This window comes from Serratia sp. PGPR-27, from assembly GCF_022678525.1.
GTDB lineage: Bacteria > Pseudomonadota > Gammaproteobacteria > Enterobacterales > Enterobacteriaceae > Serratia > Serratia nematodiphila.
In genome coordinates this window covers 54,431-68,939 of the sequence record NZ_JALBYS010000029.1, presented here as the reverse complement: position 1 = coordinate 68,939, position 14,509 = coordinate 54,431, and the positions used below count along the sequence as shown (strand labels likewise).

The window sequence follows — 14,509 nt, the reverse complement described above, 5'->3', positions numbered from 1 at the left end:
TATCGTCTTGTGGAGTGCCCACACAGATTGTCTGATAAATTGTTAAAGAGCAGTGAGTTAGGCGCTTTCGCTTGCTAACTCGAGGTGGCGTATATTACGCTTTCCTCTTTCAGAGTCAACCCTAATTTTCAGGATTTTTTCTCTTTCTTCCCGGCCGCTGTGTGAAGTGAATCACTTGCGCCGTGTCGATGGAGGCGCATTATAGGGAGCCGGTTCAGAATGACAAGCGATAATATGCATTTTTTATCTGACCGCTCACTATTCATGCGTAACGCCTATTAAACCCGCTTTTTGATGGCTGCCGGCAGGTCCGCCAGGCTATTTAGCACCCAATCGGCCAGCTTTTCACCCTGCTCCGTCACCGGCTTGCCGGTACGCACCAGCACCTTGGTGCCGACGCCGGCCGCGATCGCCGCCTGCATATCTTCCGGTTTATCGCCCACCATATAAGAAGCGGCCATATCGATGTTCAATTCCTGCTGCGCTTGCAGCAGCATGCCCGGCTGCGGTTTACGGCAGTCACAGACCTGACGATACTCTTCCACTACCGCCTCCGGATGATGCGGGCAGAAATAGATGCCGTCGAAGTCGACGTCGCGATCGGCCAGCGACCAGTCCATCCACTCGGTCAGGTACATAAACTGGTCTTCGCTGAACTTGCCGCGCGCAATGCCCGACTGGTTGGTCACCATCACCAGCGCGAACCCCATCTTTTTGAGTTCGCGACAGGCGTCAATCACGCCGTCAATAAAGTGGAAATTGTCGATTTCATGGACATAACCATGGTCAACGTTAATCGTACCGTCACGATCGAGAAAAATTGCTGGAACGCTTTGTGTCACCGCTTTGCTCCTGAGGGGCTGAATACGCTGACAGTATCGCATGTTTTACCCCGCACTGAGAACGCCGGAGAACGTCGCTGGCCGTTGACTTAGACGTCTAGACGCCTTAACATCTGATCCATACCTTGGTTCCACGCCGAGGTTTACTTTTATCTAGCCACGGGCAACCACGCTAAAATAAGAAGAATATGATTAAACTTTCTAACATCACTAAAGTGTTCCAGCAGGGTTCGCGCACCATTACCGCGCTCTCTGACGTGACCCTTCACGTCCCTGCCGGGCAAATCTATGGCGTTATCGGCTCTTCCGGCGCCGGCAAAAGCACGCTGATCCGCTGCGCCAACATGCTTGAGCGCCCTACCTCCGGCCAGGTGCTGGTCGATGGCCAGGATCTGACGTCTCTGTCGGAAAGCGAACTGACGCGCGCCCGTCGCCAAATCGGCATGATCTTCCAGCACTTCAACCTGCTCTCTTCCCGCACGGTGTTCGGCAACGTGGCGCTGCCGCTGGAGCTGGACAATACGCCGCGCGCCGAGATCAAAAAGCGCGTGACCGAACTACTGGAACTGGTCGGGCTGGCAGACAAACACGACGCCTATCCGGCCAATCTGTCCGGCGGCCAGAAACAGCGCGTGGCGATCGCCCGCGCGCTGGCCAGCAATCCCAAAGTGCTACTGTGCGACGAAGCCACCAGCGCGTTGGATCCGGCCACCACCCGTTCCATCCTGGAGCTGCTGAAAGACATCAACCGCCGTCTGGGCCTGACCATTCTGCTGATCACCCACGAAATGGACGTGGTGAAACGCATCTGCGACCAGGTCGCGGTCATCAGCCAGGGGCAGTTGATTGAAAAAGACAGCGTCAGCGAAGTGTTCTCACACCCGAAAACCCCGCTGGCCCAGCAGTTCATTCAGTCCACGCTGCATCTGGATATCCCGGACGACTACGCCGCGCGCCTGTCGCCGGAGCGTCAGGGCGACCGCCAGCCGCTGCTGCGCCTGGAGTTCACCGGTCAGTCGGTCGATGCGCCGCTGCTGTCTGAAGCCGCTCGCCGCTTCAACGTGAACAACAACATTATCAGCGCCCAGATGGATTATGCCGGCGGCGTGAAATTCGGCGTGATGCTGGCGGAGCTGCACGGCAGCGACGAAGACGCGCTGGCGACGATTAAGTTCCTGCAAGAAAATCAGGTAAAAGTAGAGGTTCTGGGTTATGTCTGAGGCAATGATGTGGTTGATGGCGCGTGGCGTGTGGGAAACCGTCATGATGACCTTTGTCTCCGGCTTCTTCGGTTTCGTGCTCGGCCTGCCGGTAGGCGTGCTGCTGTATGTCACCCGCCCGGGGCAGATCATCGCCAACAATTCGCTGTATAAGATCCTGTCCGGGCTGGTGAACATCTTCCGTTCCATTCCGTTCATTATCCTGCTGGTTTGGATGATTCCGTTTACCCGCATGATCGTCGGCACCTCGATCGGCCTGCAGGCGGCCATCGTGCCGTTGACGGTGGGCGCCGCGCCGTTCATCGCGCGCATGGTGGAAAACGCCCTGCTGGAGATCCCGTCCGGCCTGGTGGAAGCCGCGCGCGCCATGGGCGCCACGCCGATGCAGATCATCAAGAAAGTGTTGCTGCCGGAAGCCCTGCCGGGCTTGGTCAACGCCGCGACCATCACCCTGATCACCCTGGTGGGCTACTCCGCCATGGGCGGCGCGGTCGGCGCCGGCGGCCTGGGCCAAATCGGTTACCAATACGGTTATATCGGTTATAACGCCACAGTGATGAATACCGTATTAGTATTACTGGTAGTTTTGGTTTATCTGATCCAATTCTGCGGCGATCGCATCGTCAAAGCCGTTACCCATAAATAGTTTCACCGCATGTTAATGCGAGTCTAATGAGGAAGGGATATGTCGTTAAAATTTAAATCCATCGCGGCAATTGGCGCACTGATCGGCACGCTGGCTCTGGCGGGCTGTGGCCAGGATGAAAAGAATCCGAACCACATCAAGGTCGGCGTGATCGTCGGCGCTGAGCAGCAAGTGGCTGAAGTGGCGCAGAAAGTGGCGAAAGAGAAGTACGGTCTGGACGTTGAACTGGTCACCTTCAACGACTACGTGCTGCCTAACGAAGCGCTGAGCAAAGGCGATATCGATCTGAACGCCTTCCAGCACAAGCCTTATCTGGATCAGCAGATCAAAGACCGCGGTTACAAGCTGGTGCCGGTCGGCAACACCTTCGTTTACCCGATCGCCGGTTACTCCAAGAAAATCAAATCGCTGGACGAGCTGAAAGAAGGTTCGCAGATCGCGCTGCCTAACGATCCGACCAACCTGGGCCGTTCGCTGCTGCTGCTGCAGAAAGTTGGTCTGATCAAGCTGAAAGACGGCGTTGGCCTGCTGCCGACCGTGCTGGACGTGACCGAGAACCCGAAAAACCTGAAGCTGGTTGAGCTGGAAGCGCCTCAGCTGCCGCGCTCTCTGGACGATCAGCAGATCGCGCTGGCGGTGATCAACACCACCTACGCCAGCCAGATCGGCCTGACGCCGGCGAAAGACGGTCTGTTCGTGGAAGATAAAGACTCGCCTTACGTCAACCTGCTGGTTGCGCGCGAAGATAACAAAGATGCGGAAAACGTGAAGAAATTCGTTCAGGCCTATCAGTCTGACGACGTTGACGCGGCCGCCAACAAAATCTTCAACGGCGGCGCGGTGAAAGGCTGGTAAGCGCTTATTCACCCATTTTATTCCTATAATTGCAAGACGGGCCAAGGCCCGTCTTGTTATTTCCGCCATAGCTTGCTTCAATAGCGCCACTTTCATTAAGGCAGAGGAATCTCAATGCGTGTTTTACCTCTCTGTTTGTTAGCGCTCGCGCTGGCCGGATGTTCATCGCAGCGTATCGCGCCGTCCTCAACAAGCAGCACCAGCAAGCCGACTACCACCGCTCCGGCCAAAACTACGCCGGCCGCCCGCCCCGCACCGGTAAAACTGTACAAAAGTGCAGAAGAACTCGTGGGTAAACCGTTCCGCGATCTGGGTGAAGTGTCCGGCGAATCGTGCCAAACCACCGTGCAAGACTCTCCACCGAATCTGGCTACCGCCCGTAAACGCATGCAAATCCGTGCGTCTTACATGAAGGCCAACGCCGTGCTGCTGCACGACTGCCAAATTGTCAGCGGCGTCGCCGGTTGCTATCAACAGGCCGTTTGTCAGGGCTCGGCGCTTAACGTCTCCTCCAAATGACCGAATTCGTTTTCGAGCAGATCGGCGTGATCCGCTCGCCGTATAAAGAAAAATTCGCCGTGCCCCGCCAGCCGGGGCTGGTCGAAGACGGCGGCGGCGAACTGCTGCTGCTGCCGCCCTACAACCAGGCGGAAGCGGTGCGCGGCCTCAGCGATTTCAGCCATCTGTGGGTGATGTTCATTTTCCATCAAACCATGGAGGGCGGCTGGCGGCCAACGGTGCGCCCACCGCGCCTGGGCGGCAATGCCCGCATGGGCGTGTTCGCCACCCGCTCCACCTTCCGCCCCAACCCGCTCGGCATGTCGCTCATTGAGCTCAAAGGCGTGCGGGTGAAAAACGGTGAAGTGGCGCTGGAACTGGGCAGCCTCGACCTGGTCGACGGCACCCCGGTGGTGGACATCAAGCCTTATCTGCCGTTCGCCGAGAGCCAGCCGCAGGCCCGCGCCGGCTTTGCCCAGGCTGCGCCCGCCGGCGATATGCCGGTGCGTTTCGCACCGCAGGCCGAGCAACAGCTGCAGCAACATCAGGCGCGCTACCCGCAATTAAGGCGTTTTATCAGCCAGGTGCTGGCGCAAGATCCCCGTCCCGCCTATCGTAAAGGAGAGGACGTCGAACGGGATTACGCCGTCTGGCTGTTGGATTTCAACGTGCGCTGGCGCGTCGTGGACGGCCGCACCGAAGTGTTGGCGCTCGACCCGCGTTAAAATTCCGCCGCCTCTCTTTTGGCGACCCGCTCGCGCTGGTAAACTAAACCACTTTTGTCACTTTTGGCCGCCACTCTGGCAGCCCGATGCAATTTGCAGTTCTAACGGAACCAAAACACCATGCGTACTAGCCAATATCTGCTCTCCACACTGAAGGAGACACCTGCCGACGCCGAAGTGATCAGCCACCAGCTGATGCTGCGCGCCGGGATGATCCGCAAGCTGGCCTCCGGTCTTTACACCTGGCTGCCGACCGGCCTGCGCGTTCTGAAGAAGGTTGAAAACATCGTTCGCGAAGAAATGAACAATGCTAACGCGATCGAAGTGTCCATGCCGGTGGTTCAGCCTGCCGATCTGTGGCAGGAAAGCGGCCGTTGGGAGCAATACGGCCCCGAGCTGCTGCGCTTCGTCGACCGCGGCGATCGTCCGTTCGTGCTGGGCCCGACGCATGAAGAAGTGATCACCGATCTGATCCGCAACGAGATCAGTTCGTACAAACAGCTGCCGCTGAACTTCTTCCAGATCCAGACCAAGTTCCGTGATGAAGTGCGCCCGCGTTTCGGCGTGATGCGTTCCCGTGAGTTCCTGATGAAGGATGCCTACTCCTTCCACACCTCACAGGAGTCTCTGCAGGAGACTTACGACGCAATGTACGAAGCGTACAGCAAAATCTTCAGCCGCATGGGCCTGGATTTCCGCCCGGTGCAGGCGGATACCGGCTCGATCGGCGGCAGCGCCTCGCACGAATTCCAGGTGCTGGCGCAGAGCGGTGAAGACGATATCGTGTTCTCCACCGGTTCCGACTTCGCCGCCAACATCGAGCTGGCGGAAGCGGTCGCGCCGGCAGAGCCGCGCGCCGCAGCCAGTGAAGAACTGCGCCTGGTGGATACGCCGAACGCCAAAACCATCGCCGAGCTGGTCGAGCAATTCCAGCTGCCGGTGGAAAAAACCGTGAAGACGCTGATGGTGCGCGCCACCGAAGAGAGCGGCCACAAGCTGGTCGCCCTGCTGGTGCGCGGCGATCACGAGCTGAACGAAATCAAGGCCGAGAAGCTGGCGCAGGTTGCCGCGCCGCTGACCTTCGCCACCGAAGAAGAGATCCGCGCCATCGTCGGCGCCGGCCCGGGTTCCCTGGGCCCAGTCAAGCTGCAGATGCCGGTGGTTGCCGACCGCAGCGTAGCGGCGATGAGCGACTTTGGCGCCGGTGCCAACGTTGACGGCAAACACTACTTCGGCATCAACTGGGAGCGCGATCTGCCGCTGCCGCAGGTGGCCGATATCCGTAACGTGGTGGAAGGCGACGCCAGCCCGGACGGTCAGGGGACGCTGCTGATCAAACGCGGCATCGAAGTGGGCCATATCTTCCAGCTCGGCACCAAGTACTCGGAAGCGATGAAAGCGACCGTGCAGGGTGAAGACGGCCGCAACCAGGTGCTGACCATGGGTTGCTACGGCATCGGGGTGACGCGCGTCGTGGCCGCCGCCATCGAGCAGAACCACGACGAACGCGGCATCATCTGGCCGGACGCCATCGCGCCATTCCAGGTGGCGATCCTGCCGATGAACATGCACAAGTCATTCCGCGTGCAGGCGCTGGCGGAAGAGCTGTACAACACCCTGCGCTCCCACGGCATCGATGTGATCCTCGATGACCGCAAAGAGCGTCCGGGCGTGATGTTCGCGGATATGGAACTGATCGGCGTGCCGCACTCTATCGTTATCGGCGACCGTAACCTCGATAACGAAGAGATCGAGTACAAGAACCGCCGCGTCGGCGAAAAGCAAATGATCAAAACCGGCGAAATCGTTGATTTCCTGCTGGGCCAGATCAAACGCTAAGCGCCGATCGCCAGAGAATAAAAAACCCGCCTAGGCGGGTTTTTTTATATTCGAAACGCGTTACTTGCTGCTGCAGCTTTTACTGCGGTCGAACGCGATCTTGCCGTCCGGCACCACCGCTTTTTCAATCTGCCCCTCTTCCATCGACGGCTGCACGCTGAAGTGCGCGTTGAAGGTCAGGAACACCGGCTCGCCGGCAGTCTTATTGGCCTTGGCGTAACCTTGCTCCAGCGCGATGTTGTTATCCACCGGGAAAGTGATGCCGGTGGCGCAATCTTTGAACACCGCCGCGTCGGCCATATAGCTGTAGCTGCCTTTCATCGCCATCGGGGTTTTAGGCAACGGCTTTTCGACCGGCTCCAGACGGTAATTCAGCTTGGACTCGATCGGCGCGCCGCTGCGATCCAGCATCTCCAGGCTCTTGCCCACCGGACGGAAGTAGCGTTTCTCGCCGGTGCTATCGGTCAGCACCAGCTTATCCGCGGTGCGCGCCCATTTGCCGTAGTCGGCAAAGGTCTGATCGCCGTCTTTGCTGCCGCGATAGGTTTCCTGCAGCACGAAGGTGCCGTCTTCATCCAGGAACAGCGCCGTATCCAGACCGCCGCAATCAGCGCAAGGCAACACCCCTTGATAACTCTGCGGCATCGCCTGCAGCGGTTGTTCCTTCGGCTGATAATGATTATTGCATCCCAACAACGAGAGTGCACCTGCCGCCAAGAACAGGGCTATCGTAATTTTCTTCACAGTTATTCTCCTACTGTGTTCATGTATTCCTAAGTGCGAACCTTGCCGCGCAGCGCCTTGGTGGCGCCTTTACGCGTCTTGCCTTCCAAACGACGCAGTTTCGCTCCTTTCGTCGGCTTGGTCGCCTTGCGCGTTTTTTCCACCACCATCGCCTGCTGAATCAACGCGACCAGCCTGGCCAACGCCGCTTCGCGATTCAATTCCTGACTGCGATACTCTTGCGCCTTGATAATCACCACGCCATCGGCGGTAATTAAATGGTGATTCAGCGCCAGCAGCCTTTCCTTATAATACTCTGGCAGGCTGGATGCCCGGATGTCAAAGCGCAAATGGATCGCCGTTGAGGTTTTGTTCACGTGCTGGCCGCCCGCGCCCTGCGCGCGGATCGCCGTCAATTCCAGCTCATTATCCGGTATGGCGACGTTTCTTGACAGTTCCAGCACCGGTCACACCTGCGCCCGCTGCCACTCGGCAAACTGGATTTCCAGACTATTCTGAGCATCGGACAGCCAAATAGTTCCCTCCTGCAGCGTCGCCTGCAGCGTCATGGTGCGGCTGGCCAGCGCCGTCAGCCGCGCCAGCTGCTCGTCATCGAGGAAACGCACGCTCAGGTTCTTGTAACCGGCCACCTTGCCCTGCATTCCCTGCCACCACACGTGCGCGGCGCGCTCGCCGTAGGCGTACAGCACCACGCGCGGCGACTGGTTGCAGGCCTTGCGAATGCGCTTCTCGTCGGGCAACCCCATCTCGATCCACATTTCCAGCCCGTTATGGTCGTTGCGCTGCCAGATCTCCGGCTCATCGTCGGCGCTCAGCCCTTTGGTGAACACCAGCCGCTCGTCGGCATGGCAGATCCAGGCCAACAGGCGCAGCATCATGCGCTGTTCATTTTCGGACGGGTGTTGCGCCAGCGTCAGCGTGGCGTCGTGATAGAAGTGACGATCCATATCAGCGATATTGACCGCGGCTTTATAAATGGTTGCTTTCAGCGCCATGGGTGACCTCGTTATTATTCGGCGACAGTGTACTTGATCAGGGGCGAACGCCGCCAGCGCAGCCCGGTTCGGCGCAGAACGAAAGGCGTGTCGAGGTGCTGATAACTCCATAACAGCTGTGCTATAGTCGTCTAGGATAGGATAAAACTCCGAGAGCCTGCGCCTCATCGCGAGAGCGGTCTTGATGATGCAGAGGTTCTTAAGGGAGGAAACTGTGCAACAATACTGTGAGTTAGTACGCCGTACTTACGCCGAGATTGGCAGTGGAGATCTTGGCTACGTGCCTGATGCGCTGGCTTGTGCGTTAAAGGCATTGGACGATGTCGCAGCGAACGACGCGCTACCGTCCTCCGTTAGGGAACAGGCGGCCTTTGCCGCCGCTAACTTATTGGTGAGCGACTATGTTGATGAATGATGAGTACCAACCCATCAATTGCGATGACTACGACAACCTGGAACTCGCCTGTCAGCATAAACTTATTCTGAAGCTGGAGTTACGCGACGGAGAAGTGATCGAGGCCAAGGCGATCGACCTGCTGCAAAAGAAACGCGTTGAGTATCTGACCATCGAACAGAACGGCCAGCAGCGCGACCTGCGTCTGGACCATATCAGCAGTTTCAGTCATCCGGAAATCGGTACCGTGGTCGTCAGTCTGTCGGACTGAGCAGCGGTAACCCCATCCCAACAGGGCAGCCCGACGGCTGCCCTCGTCATTTACGGCTTCAGGCTGGCATAGTAAGCCGCCAGATCGGCGATGTCGTTATCCGACAGCCCCGACACATAGGCCTTCATCACCTCGGCCTGGCCGCCGTTGCGCTCCCCTTTCCTATACGCCTGCAGCGCATGCTGCAGGTACATGGCGTTCTGTCCGGCCAGATTCGGGTACATCGGCACCGTCACCTTGCCCTGCGCGCCGTGGCACGCCGCACAGGCGGCGGCTTTCGCCTGACCGGCGGCCGCATCCCCCGCCGCCAACGCCGGCAGGCTGAACAGGCCGGCGGCCAACAGCGTGATCCCCACAAACTTCATCATTGCTCCTCACGATTATGATTTTTTTCCCAGCGCAGCCGCCACGGGCGTTCGCCTTCCGCCACCTGCCCCGCCTCACAGACGAATGCGCCCAAGGCAGCGATCAGCTGCTCATCATAATAAATCAACGGGATGCGATCACGCTGCCAGGGAGGGATCCCCAGCTCCTGCCACAGTTTTTTTATCGGCCGCGAATGGGCGCGCCCCACGATGCGCACGGCGCCCTGCACGCCGCCGAAACGAATGCTGATCCGCTGCGATGACAGCGGCGCGCGCAGCGCCAGATCGCCCTCACCGGCGATCAGGCGCCCCAGCCCGTCCGGCAACGTCAGCGGCTCGTCAGGCCGCCAGAGCAGATGCACACCACGCAGCGCCGCCAGCGGCGGCAGCAGGTGCAGTCGGCCACGGAAACGGCGGATCTGATAGGCGCCGAGCTGCAGCTGCGGTTCGGCGTCTTCCCGGCTGAGTGCCACCTCCTCCCACAGGCGCTGTAGCTGCTCACGCGCCGGCATAGTGACGTTAAACAACGCGATCCAGCGCCGCAACAAGGCGAAACGCCGCACCGGCGAACAGTCGGTCAGGCCGTCGATCGCCAATGAGCGATCCGCCGCCAACAGGCTTTGCAGCGGTTCCGCCAGCAGTTCGTCCAGCAGCTGCTCCTGCTCGGCGCACAGGCTGGCGCTGCGCGCCACCGCCGAAGCGAAGTGCGGCCAGCGCTGATTGAGCAGCGGCAAAACCTGCAAACGCAGGAAATTGCGATCGAAGCGCGTGTCCTGATTGCTGTCGTCATCTATCCAGCTTAAGGCGTGGCGCTGCGCGTAGCTTTCCAGCGTTTGACGCGAGCAGCCCAGCAACGGCCGCAACAGCAAGTGCTCGCCCAGCGTGGCGCGCGCCGCCATCGCCGACAACCCCGCCGGCCCGCTGCCGCGCTTGAGCGCCAACAGGAAGGTTTCGCTTTGATCGTCAAGGTGTTGAGCGGTAAGCAGCGCTTCTCCCTCCGCCAATGCTGCGCTGAAGGCGGCATAGCGCGCCGCACGCGCCGCCGCTTCGATGCCGCCCTGGCGGGCATCCACCTGCACGTGCGTCACCGTCAGCGGCACCCGCCAGTCGGCGCACTGGCGGCGGCAATGCTCAACCCAACGGTCGGCAAAGGCGCTCAGGCCATGATGCACGTGCAGCGCACGCAGCTGCAGCGCCGGACGCTGGCGGCGCAACGTCGCCAGCAGATGCAGCAGCACGCTGGAATCCAGGCCGCCGCTGAACGCCACCAGCAGCCGCTGCTGCGCGCCCAGCTGGTCCGCCACCTGCGTCGTTAATTGATCAGTATCCATCGGTAGGCTTTGTCACTTCTACATAGCTGCACGTTAACTCCGCCTACCGCCATCAATCAAGCATTAACCGTCCGGGCCTGGCGCCGCGTCAGCAGCCACCAGCCGCCCAGCACCGCGATCACCGCCAGCGCGCACCCGGCCGCCCCCCAGCCGATCTGAGCGAAAATGCGGCCATACGCCTGCATCGCCGCCCCCTCGATGTGGTCTTCGGCGGTCTGATTGGCGATGATGCCCGCCAGATAGTTAGCGATCGAACCGGTCGCCAGCATATAGATACCGGTCAACACGCCGGTGGCGCCGGGGATATTCAGCCGGGTGATCTGCGCCATCGCCACCGGATCGATAAACAGTTCGGCAAAGCCCATCACCGCCAGGCCGGCGATCATCAGCCCCATCGAACCCGGCCCGTGCAGCCGCGTATTGAGCGCCATCAGCATAAAGCCGACGCCGATCAACAGCAGACCGAAGGCGAACTTGCACCAGATACGCAGCGTCCGGTCGCCCGCGCCACCGCCACTCGCCAGCCAGGCCAGCGCCACGCCGCCCAGCATCACCGCGCAGGCGTTAACCGACTGGAACAGCGCGGTCGGCACCGTCCAGCCGAACCAGCGCCGGTCGACGAAGTGATCGATAAACAGGCTGATGGAGCTGCCGCCCTGCTGGGCAAAAGCCCAGAACAGCGTGCCCAGCAGCATCAGTACGATGATCTGCCACAGCCCCCGCCGCTGGCCGGCGTCCGCGCGCAGCATAATGCGCGCCACCAGCGCCACCGCCGCCACGCACACCAACCCGAGCAAATAGCCGGCCCAGTCGCGTTCAAACAGCAACGTGAAGAACAGCGGCGACGCCAGCAGCGCCGCCAGCAGCCATCCCCAGTGCGGCAGGCCCAGGCTCCTGGCACGCATCAGCGGGGCATTCACGCCGCGGGTGTGGCGGAAATGGCGTCCGCCAAGCAGAAAAATCACCAGACCGGCGAACATGCCGATCCCGGCCAACGCAAAACCGACGTGCCAGCCATAGCGCTCGGCCGCCAACCCGCAGGCGATCGGCGCCAAAATGGAACCGACGTTGCCGGCGGCGTACAGCAGCGAGAAGCCTCCTTCGCGGCGCGAGTCCTGCGCCGGGTACAGCTCGCCCAGCAGGCAGCTGATATTGGATTTGAACAGGCCGTAACCGCAGATGATGATCGCCAGCGCCAGATAGAGCGACTGGGCGGAGACCGCGCTCAGGCCGAGCACGATATGCCCCAGGGTCATCAGCGCCGCGCCGGCGATCACCGCGACGCGGTTGCCCAGCAGGCGGTCGGCGAGCCAGCCGCCAAGAATAGGAGTGACGTAAACTAACGAAGCGTAAGCGCTGTAGAGATCGATGGCGTGGCTGTCGGTATAGCCGAGTTGGTGGGTCAGATAGAGGATCAATAACGCACGCATGCCGTAAAAGCTGAAATATTCCCAAATTTGTATCGCTACGACATAGTAGATTGCGCGCGGCTGTGAGGGTGTTTTCATGGTGGTCTCCCATCAGTCGGTGAACGACAAAGGGGAAGCGCGAGCGCCTCCCCTGTTTTTGGCTGCGGTTATTTCGCCTTCAGCACTTTCACCCGATAACGTCCGTCCGCCTGACGGTAGGCGCCGTGAATGTCGGTTTCAAAGCCCGGATAATGCGCGCCGATTTCGCACAGCATCTGCAGGAACTCCAGCACCGGCCGGCTCTCTTCGGTCAGCATCTCGCCCGGCATCACCAGCGGCACGCCCGGCGGGTATGGGAGGATCATGTTGGCGTTGACCTTACCGACCATCTCTTCCAGATAGACCTCTTCCACTTCGCCGTGCAGCTCTTTCTGGAACGCCTGATACGGGTTCATCACCATGGTTGGCAGCACTTCGAATGCGCGGTACATCAGGTCCGGCAGGTTGTGTTGCTCCACCAGGCGGTGAATGTTCTGCGCCAGATCCTGAATGCGCATGTTTTCATAGAAATCAGGCGCTTCCTGATACAGCGAAGGCAGCATGTTTTTCACCCGCAGGTTCAGGTCGAACGAGCGTTTGAAGTCGGTCATCGCGCGCAGCAGGCTGAGCGCCTTGGTTTTATCGATGCCGATGCTGAACAGGAACAGCAGGTTGTACGGCCCGGTTTTCTCGACGATGATGCCGCGCTCGTCGAGGTATTTCGCCACGATGCTGGCCGGGATGCCGAACGGCTGCATCTCGCCTTCCTTGCTCATCCCCGGCGTCAGAATGGTGACCTTGATTGGATCGAGATACATGTGTTCATTGTCGATGTTCTTGAAACCGTGCCAGGCGCTGTCGGAGCGCAGCGGCCAGCATTCCGGCTCATCGATATGCTCCGGCTGCCAGACGTCGAAGAACCAGCCGTCGGACTCGACTTTCAGGCGTTTGATCTCTTTACGGAACTTGATCGCGCGTTCGATAGAACCGTGGATCAGGCGCTTGCCGGCGTTGCCTTTCATCATCGCCGCAGCGGTTTCGGTCGAGGCCACAATGCCGTAGTGCGGCGAAGTGGTGGTGTGCATCATGTAGGCTTCGTTGAAGGTCTCTTCGTTGATGTCGCCCTTCACGTGGATCATCGACGCCTGCGAGAAGGCCGCCAGCAGTTTGTGGGTGGACTGGGTTTCATAGATCACCTTGCCCTCCACGCGGCCGCCGCTCATGCCGCACTTGCCTTTATAGATCGGATGGAAGTTGGTGTAAGGCACCCAGGCGGAATCGAAGTGGATAGACTTCACGTCCAAAGTGTTCTTGATAAAGTCGGTGTTGTACAGCAGGCCGTCATAGGTGGAGTTGGTGATCACCGCGTGCACCGGCCAGGTGGCGTTCGGGGTGTCCTTCACGCGTTTGGCGATGGTGGCGCGCTGGAACTCGCTCTGCGGGATGCCGCCGAGGATGCCGTAAGCGTTGCGGGTCGGGCGGAAGTAGATCGGCGTGATGTCGCTCATCATCATCAGGTGAGTCAGCGACTTGTGGCAGTTGCGGTCAATCAGCACCGTGCTGCCCGCCGGCGCCGAATACATGCCGACGATCTTGTTGGCGGTGGAGGTGCCGTTGGTGACCATGTAGCTGCGTTCGGCGTTGAACACGCGAGAAATATACTCTTCCGCCTCTTTGTGCGGGCCGGAGTGATCCAGCAGCGATCCCAGCTCGGACACCGAAATCGAGATATCCGACTTCATGGTATTCGGGCCGAAGAAATCGTAGAACAGGCTGCCCACCGGGCTTTTCTGGAACGCGGTGCCGCCCATGTGGCCCGGCGTACAGAAGGTGTATTTGCCTTCGCGCACGTATTTGAACAGCGCCTTGGTCAGCGGCGGCAGGATGGTGTCGATATATTCGTCGGTATTCTGTTTGATCTTGGCGGCGATGTCGGTTGCCGCGCCGAGCGCATATTCGAAGAAGCGCACCTGCATGCGCAGATCGTTCAGGCTGACGTCAAGCGTCGAATAGGTGTTGGCGAATGCGTACAGCGGCATGTACTCGTTCAGTTGGCTGATCTCTTCGCACAGCTCCAGGTTGTATTTGTCCCAGTCGAAGATCACCCCGCACAAGCGGGCGTTGTTCTCGATCAGTTTCAGCAGGTCTTCGCGATCGTTAGGGTAAACGATGCGGAAATCCAGACTTTCCAGCGCCTGATGCAGTTCACGGATAGGCTCTTCTTTAAAGTAGACACCCATGTGATTCATGATGGCGATAACGTTCATATGCATTTCTCCTGGCAAAGCAAGCCCCTTCCCGTCGCGGCTGACAGGTCGGAAAGAAAGGGGCTGGGT

Annotated in this window: 16 protein-coding genes; 8 read left to right on the top strand and 8 right to left on the bottom strand. The window is 59.7% G+C overall.

Translation table 11 applies throughout. The features are described from left to right. Positions 1-278 precede the first annotated feature (278 nt). A complete protein-coding gene (gmhB, locus tag MMS95_RS16465; RefSeq protein WP_015378880.1) occupies positions 279-842 on the bottom strand; it encodes a D-glycero-beta-D-manno-heptose 1,7-bisphosphate 7-phosphatase in 564 nt (187 codons plus the stop codon). Between the two features lie 188 nt (positions 843-1,030). On the opposite strand from gmhB, the gene metN reads away from it, so the two are divergent. The 6 genes from metN (at position 1,031) to proS (ending at position 6,625) form a co-directional block, all read left to right on the top strand. After that, positions 1,031-2,062: a methionine ABC transporter ATP-binding protein MetN gene (gene metN / locus MMS95_RS16460; RefSeq protein ID WP_004932012.1), complete on the top strand. Its 1,032-nt coding sequence runs from the start codon at positions 1,031-1,033 to the stop codon at positions 2,060-2,062. Next, on the top strand, positions 2,055-2,708 hold the full coding sequence (locus MMS95_RS16455) for a methionine ABC transporter permease MetI (protein WP_004932010.1): 654 nt from the start codon (positions 2,055-2,057) through the stop codon (positions 2,706-2,708). Before metN ends, MMS95_RS16455 begins: the two co-directional genes overlap by 8 nt. Positions 2,709-2,747: 39 nt before the next feature. Next, positions 2,748-3,563 (top strand): MetQ/NlpA family lipoprotein, encoded by an 816-nt coding sequence (locus MMS95_RS16450; protein ID WP_033632261.1) that lies wholly within the window; start codon positions 2,748-2,750, stop codon positions 3,561-3,563. A 114-nt stretch (positions 3,564-3,677) separates the two neighbouring features. Next, complete coding sequence (rcsF, locus tag MMS95_RS16445) at positions 3,678-4,082, top strand: Rcs stress response system protein RcsF (RefSeq protein WP_004932006.1); 405 nt, start codon at positions 3,678-3,680, stop codon at positions 4,080-4,082. After that, positions 4,079-4,786, top strand: a complete 708-nt coding sequence (gene tsaA / locus MMS95_RS16440) for a tRNA (N6-threonylcarbamoyladenosine(37)-N6)-methyltransferase TrmO (RefSeq protein ID WP_033632260.1) — start codon at positions 4,079-4,081, stop codon at positions 4,784-4,786. Before rcsF ends, tsaA begins: the two co-directional genes overlap by 4 nt. A gap of 120 nt (positions 4,787-4,906) precedes the next feature. Next, positions 4,907-6,625 (top strand): proline--tRNA ligase, encoded by a 1,719-nt coding sequence (proS, locus tag MMS95_RS16435; RefSeq protein ID WP_156866539.1) that lies wholly within the window; start codon positions 4,907-4,909, stop codon positions 6,623-6,625. A gap of 60 nt (positions 6,626-6,685) precedes the next feature. Here the strand turns inward: proS and nlpE are convergent, their stop codons facing one another. The 3 genes from nlpE to MMS95_RS16420 are packed head-to-tail and all read right to left on the bottom strand — an operon-like array spanning position 6,686 to position 8,364. After that, positions 6,686-7,369, bottom strand: coding sequence for an envelope stress response activation lipoprotein NlpE (gene nlpE / locus MMS95_RS16430; protein ID WP_033632258.1), 684 nt, complete (start codon positions 7,367-7,369; stop codon positions 6,686-6,688). 29 nt (positions 7,370-7,398) lie between these two features. Further along, a complete protein-coding gene (arfB, locus tag MMS95_RS16425) occupies positions 7,399-7,812 on the bottom strand; it encodes an alternative ribosome rescue aminoacyl-tRNA hydrolase ArfB (RefSeq protein WP_004931997.1) in 414 nt (137 codons plus the stop codon). A 3-nt stretch (positions 7,813-7,815) separates the two neighbouring features. Further along, complete coding sequence (locus MMS95_RS16420) at positions 7,816-8,364, bottom strand: YaeQ family protein (protein WP_004931995.1); 549 nt, start codon at positions 8,362-8,364, stop codon at positions 7,816-7,818. A 214-nt stretch (positions 8,365-8,578) separates the two neighbouring features. Between MMS95_RS16420 and MMS95_RS16415 the strand changes: the two genes are divergently transcribed. Both MMS95_RS16415 and rof read left to right on the top strand, forming a co-directional pair. Further along, on the top strand, positions 8,579-8,779 hold the full coding sequence (locus MMS95_RS16415) for a YaeP family protein (protein WP_004931993.1): 201 nt from the start codon (positions 8,579-8,581) through the stop codon (positions 8,777-8,779). Beyond that, a complete protein-coding gene (gene rof, locus MMS95_RS16410; protein ID WP_004931991.1) occupies positions 8,766-9,029 on the top strand; it encodes a Rho-binding antiterminator in 264 nt (87 codons plus the stop codon). The genes MMS95_RS16415 and rof overlap by 14 nt, the downstream gene beginning before the upstream one ends. Positions 9,030-9,079: 50 nt before the next feature. On the opposite strand, the gene MMS95_RS16405 is transcribed toward rof, so the two are convergent. The 4 genes from MMS95_RS16405 to cadA form a co-directional block, all read right to left on the bottom strand. Next, entirely contained in the window at positions 9,080-9,394 is a 315-nt protein-coding gene (locus MMS95_RS16405) for a c-type cytochrome (RefSeq protein WP_049277238.1), read from the bottom strand. Next, a complete protein-coding gene (gene tilS / locus MMS95_RS16400; RefSeq protein ID WP_033632256.1) occupies positions 9,394-10,725 on the bottom strand; it encodes a tRNA lysidine(34) synthetase TilS in 1,332 nt (443 codons plus the stop codon). The genes MMS95_RS16405 and tilS overlap by 1 nt, the downstream gene beginning before the upstream one ends. A 56-nt stretch (positions 10,726-10,781) precedes the next feature. Continuing rightward, entirely contained in the window at positions 10,782-12,233 is a 1,452-nt protein-coding gene (gene dtpD, locus MMS95_RS16395) for a dipeptide permease DtpD (protein WP_021505644.1), read from the bottom strand. Between the two features lie 68 nt (positions 12,234-12,301). Then, positions 12,302-14,440 carry a lysine decarboxylase CadA gene (gene cadA, locus MMS95_RS16390; protein WP_004931982.1) on the bottom strand — a complete coding sequence of 713 codons (2,139 nt, stop codon included), beginning with the start codon at positions 14,438-14,440 and terminating at the stop codon, positions 12,302-12,304. Between the last annotated feature and the right edge of the window lie 69 nt (positions 14,441-14,509).

Coding starts and splice junctions, on each gene's coding strand:
- metN (WP_004932012.1), top strand. CDS start 1,031: ATGATTAAACTTTCTAACATCACTAAAGTGTTCCAGCAGGGTTCGCGC.
- MMS95_RS16455 (WP_004932010.1), top strand. CDS start 2,055: ATGTCTGAGGCAATGATGTGGTTGATGGCGCGTGGCGTGTGGGAAACC.
- MMS95_RS16450 (WP_033632261.1), top strand. CDS start 2,748: ATGTCGTTAAAATTTAAATCCATCGCGGCAATTGGCGCACTGATCGGC.
- rcsF (WP_004932006.1), top strand. CDS start 3,678: ATGCGTGTTTTACCTCTCTGTTTGTTAGCGCTCGCGCTGGCCGGATGT.
- tsaA (WP_033632260.1), top strand. CDS start 4,079: ATGACCGAATTCGTTTTCGAGCAGATCGGCGTGATCCGCTCGCCGTAT.
- proS (WP_156866539.1), top strand. CDS start 4,907: ATGCGTACTAGCCAATATCTGCTCTCCACACTGAAGGAGACACCTGCC.
- MMS95_RS16420 (WP_004931995.1), bottom strand. CDS start 8,364: ATGGCGCTGAAAGCAACCATTTATAAAGCCGCGGTCAATATCGCTGAT.
- rof (WP_004931991.1), top strand. CDS start 8,766: ATGTTGATGAATGATGAGTACCAACCCATCAATTGCGATGACTACGAC.
- MMS95_RS16405 (WP_049277238.1), bottom strand. CDS start 9,394: ATGAAGTTTGTGGGGATCACGCTGTTGGCCGCCGGCCTGTTCAGCCTG.
- tilS (WP_033632256.1), bottom strand. CDS start 10,725: ATGGATACTGATCAATTAACGACGCAGGTGGCGGACCAGCTGGGCGCG.
- dtpD (WP_021505644.1), bottom strand. CDS start 12,233: ATGAAAACACCCTCACAGCCGCGCGCAATCTACTATGTCGTAGCGATA.
- cadA (WP_004931982.1), bottom strand. CDS start 14,440: ATGAACGTTATCGCCATCATGAATCACATGGGTGTCTACTTTAAAGAA.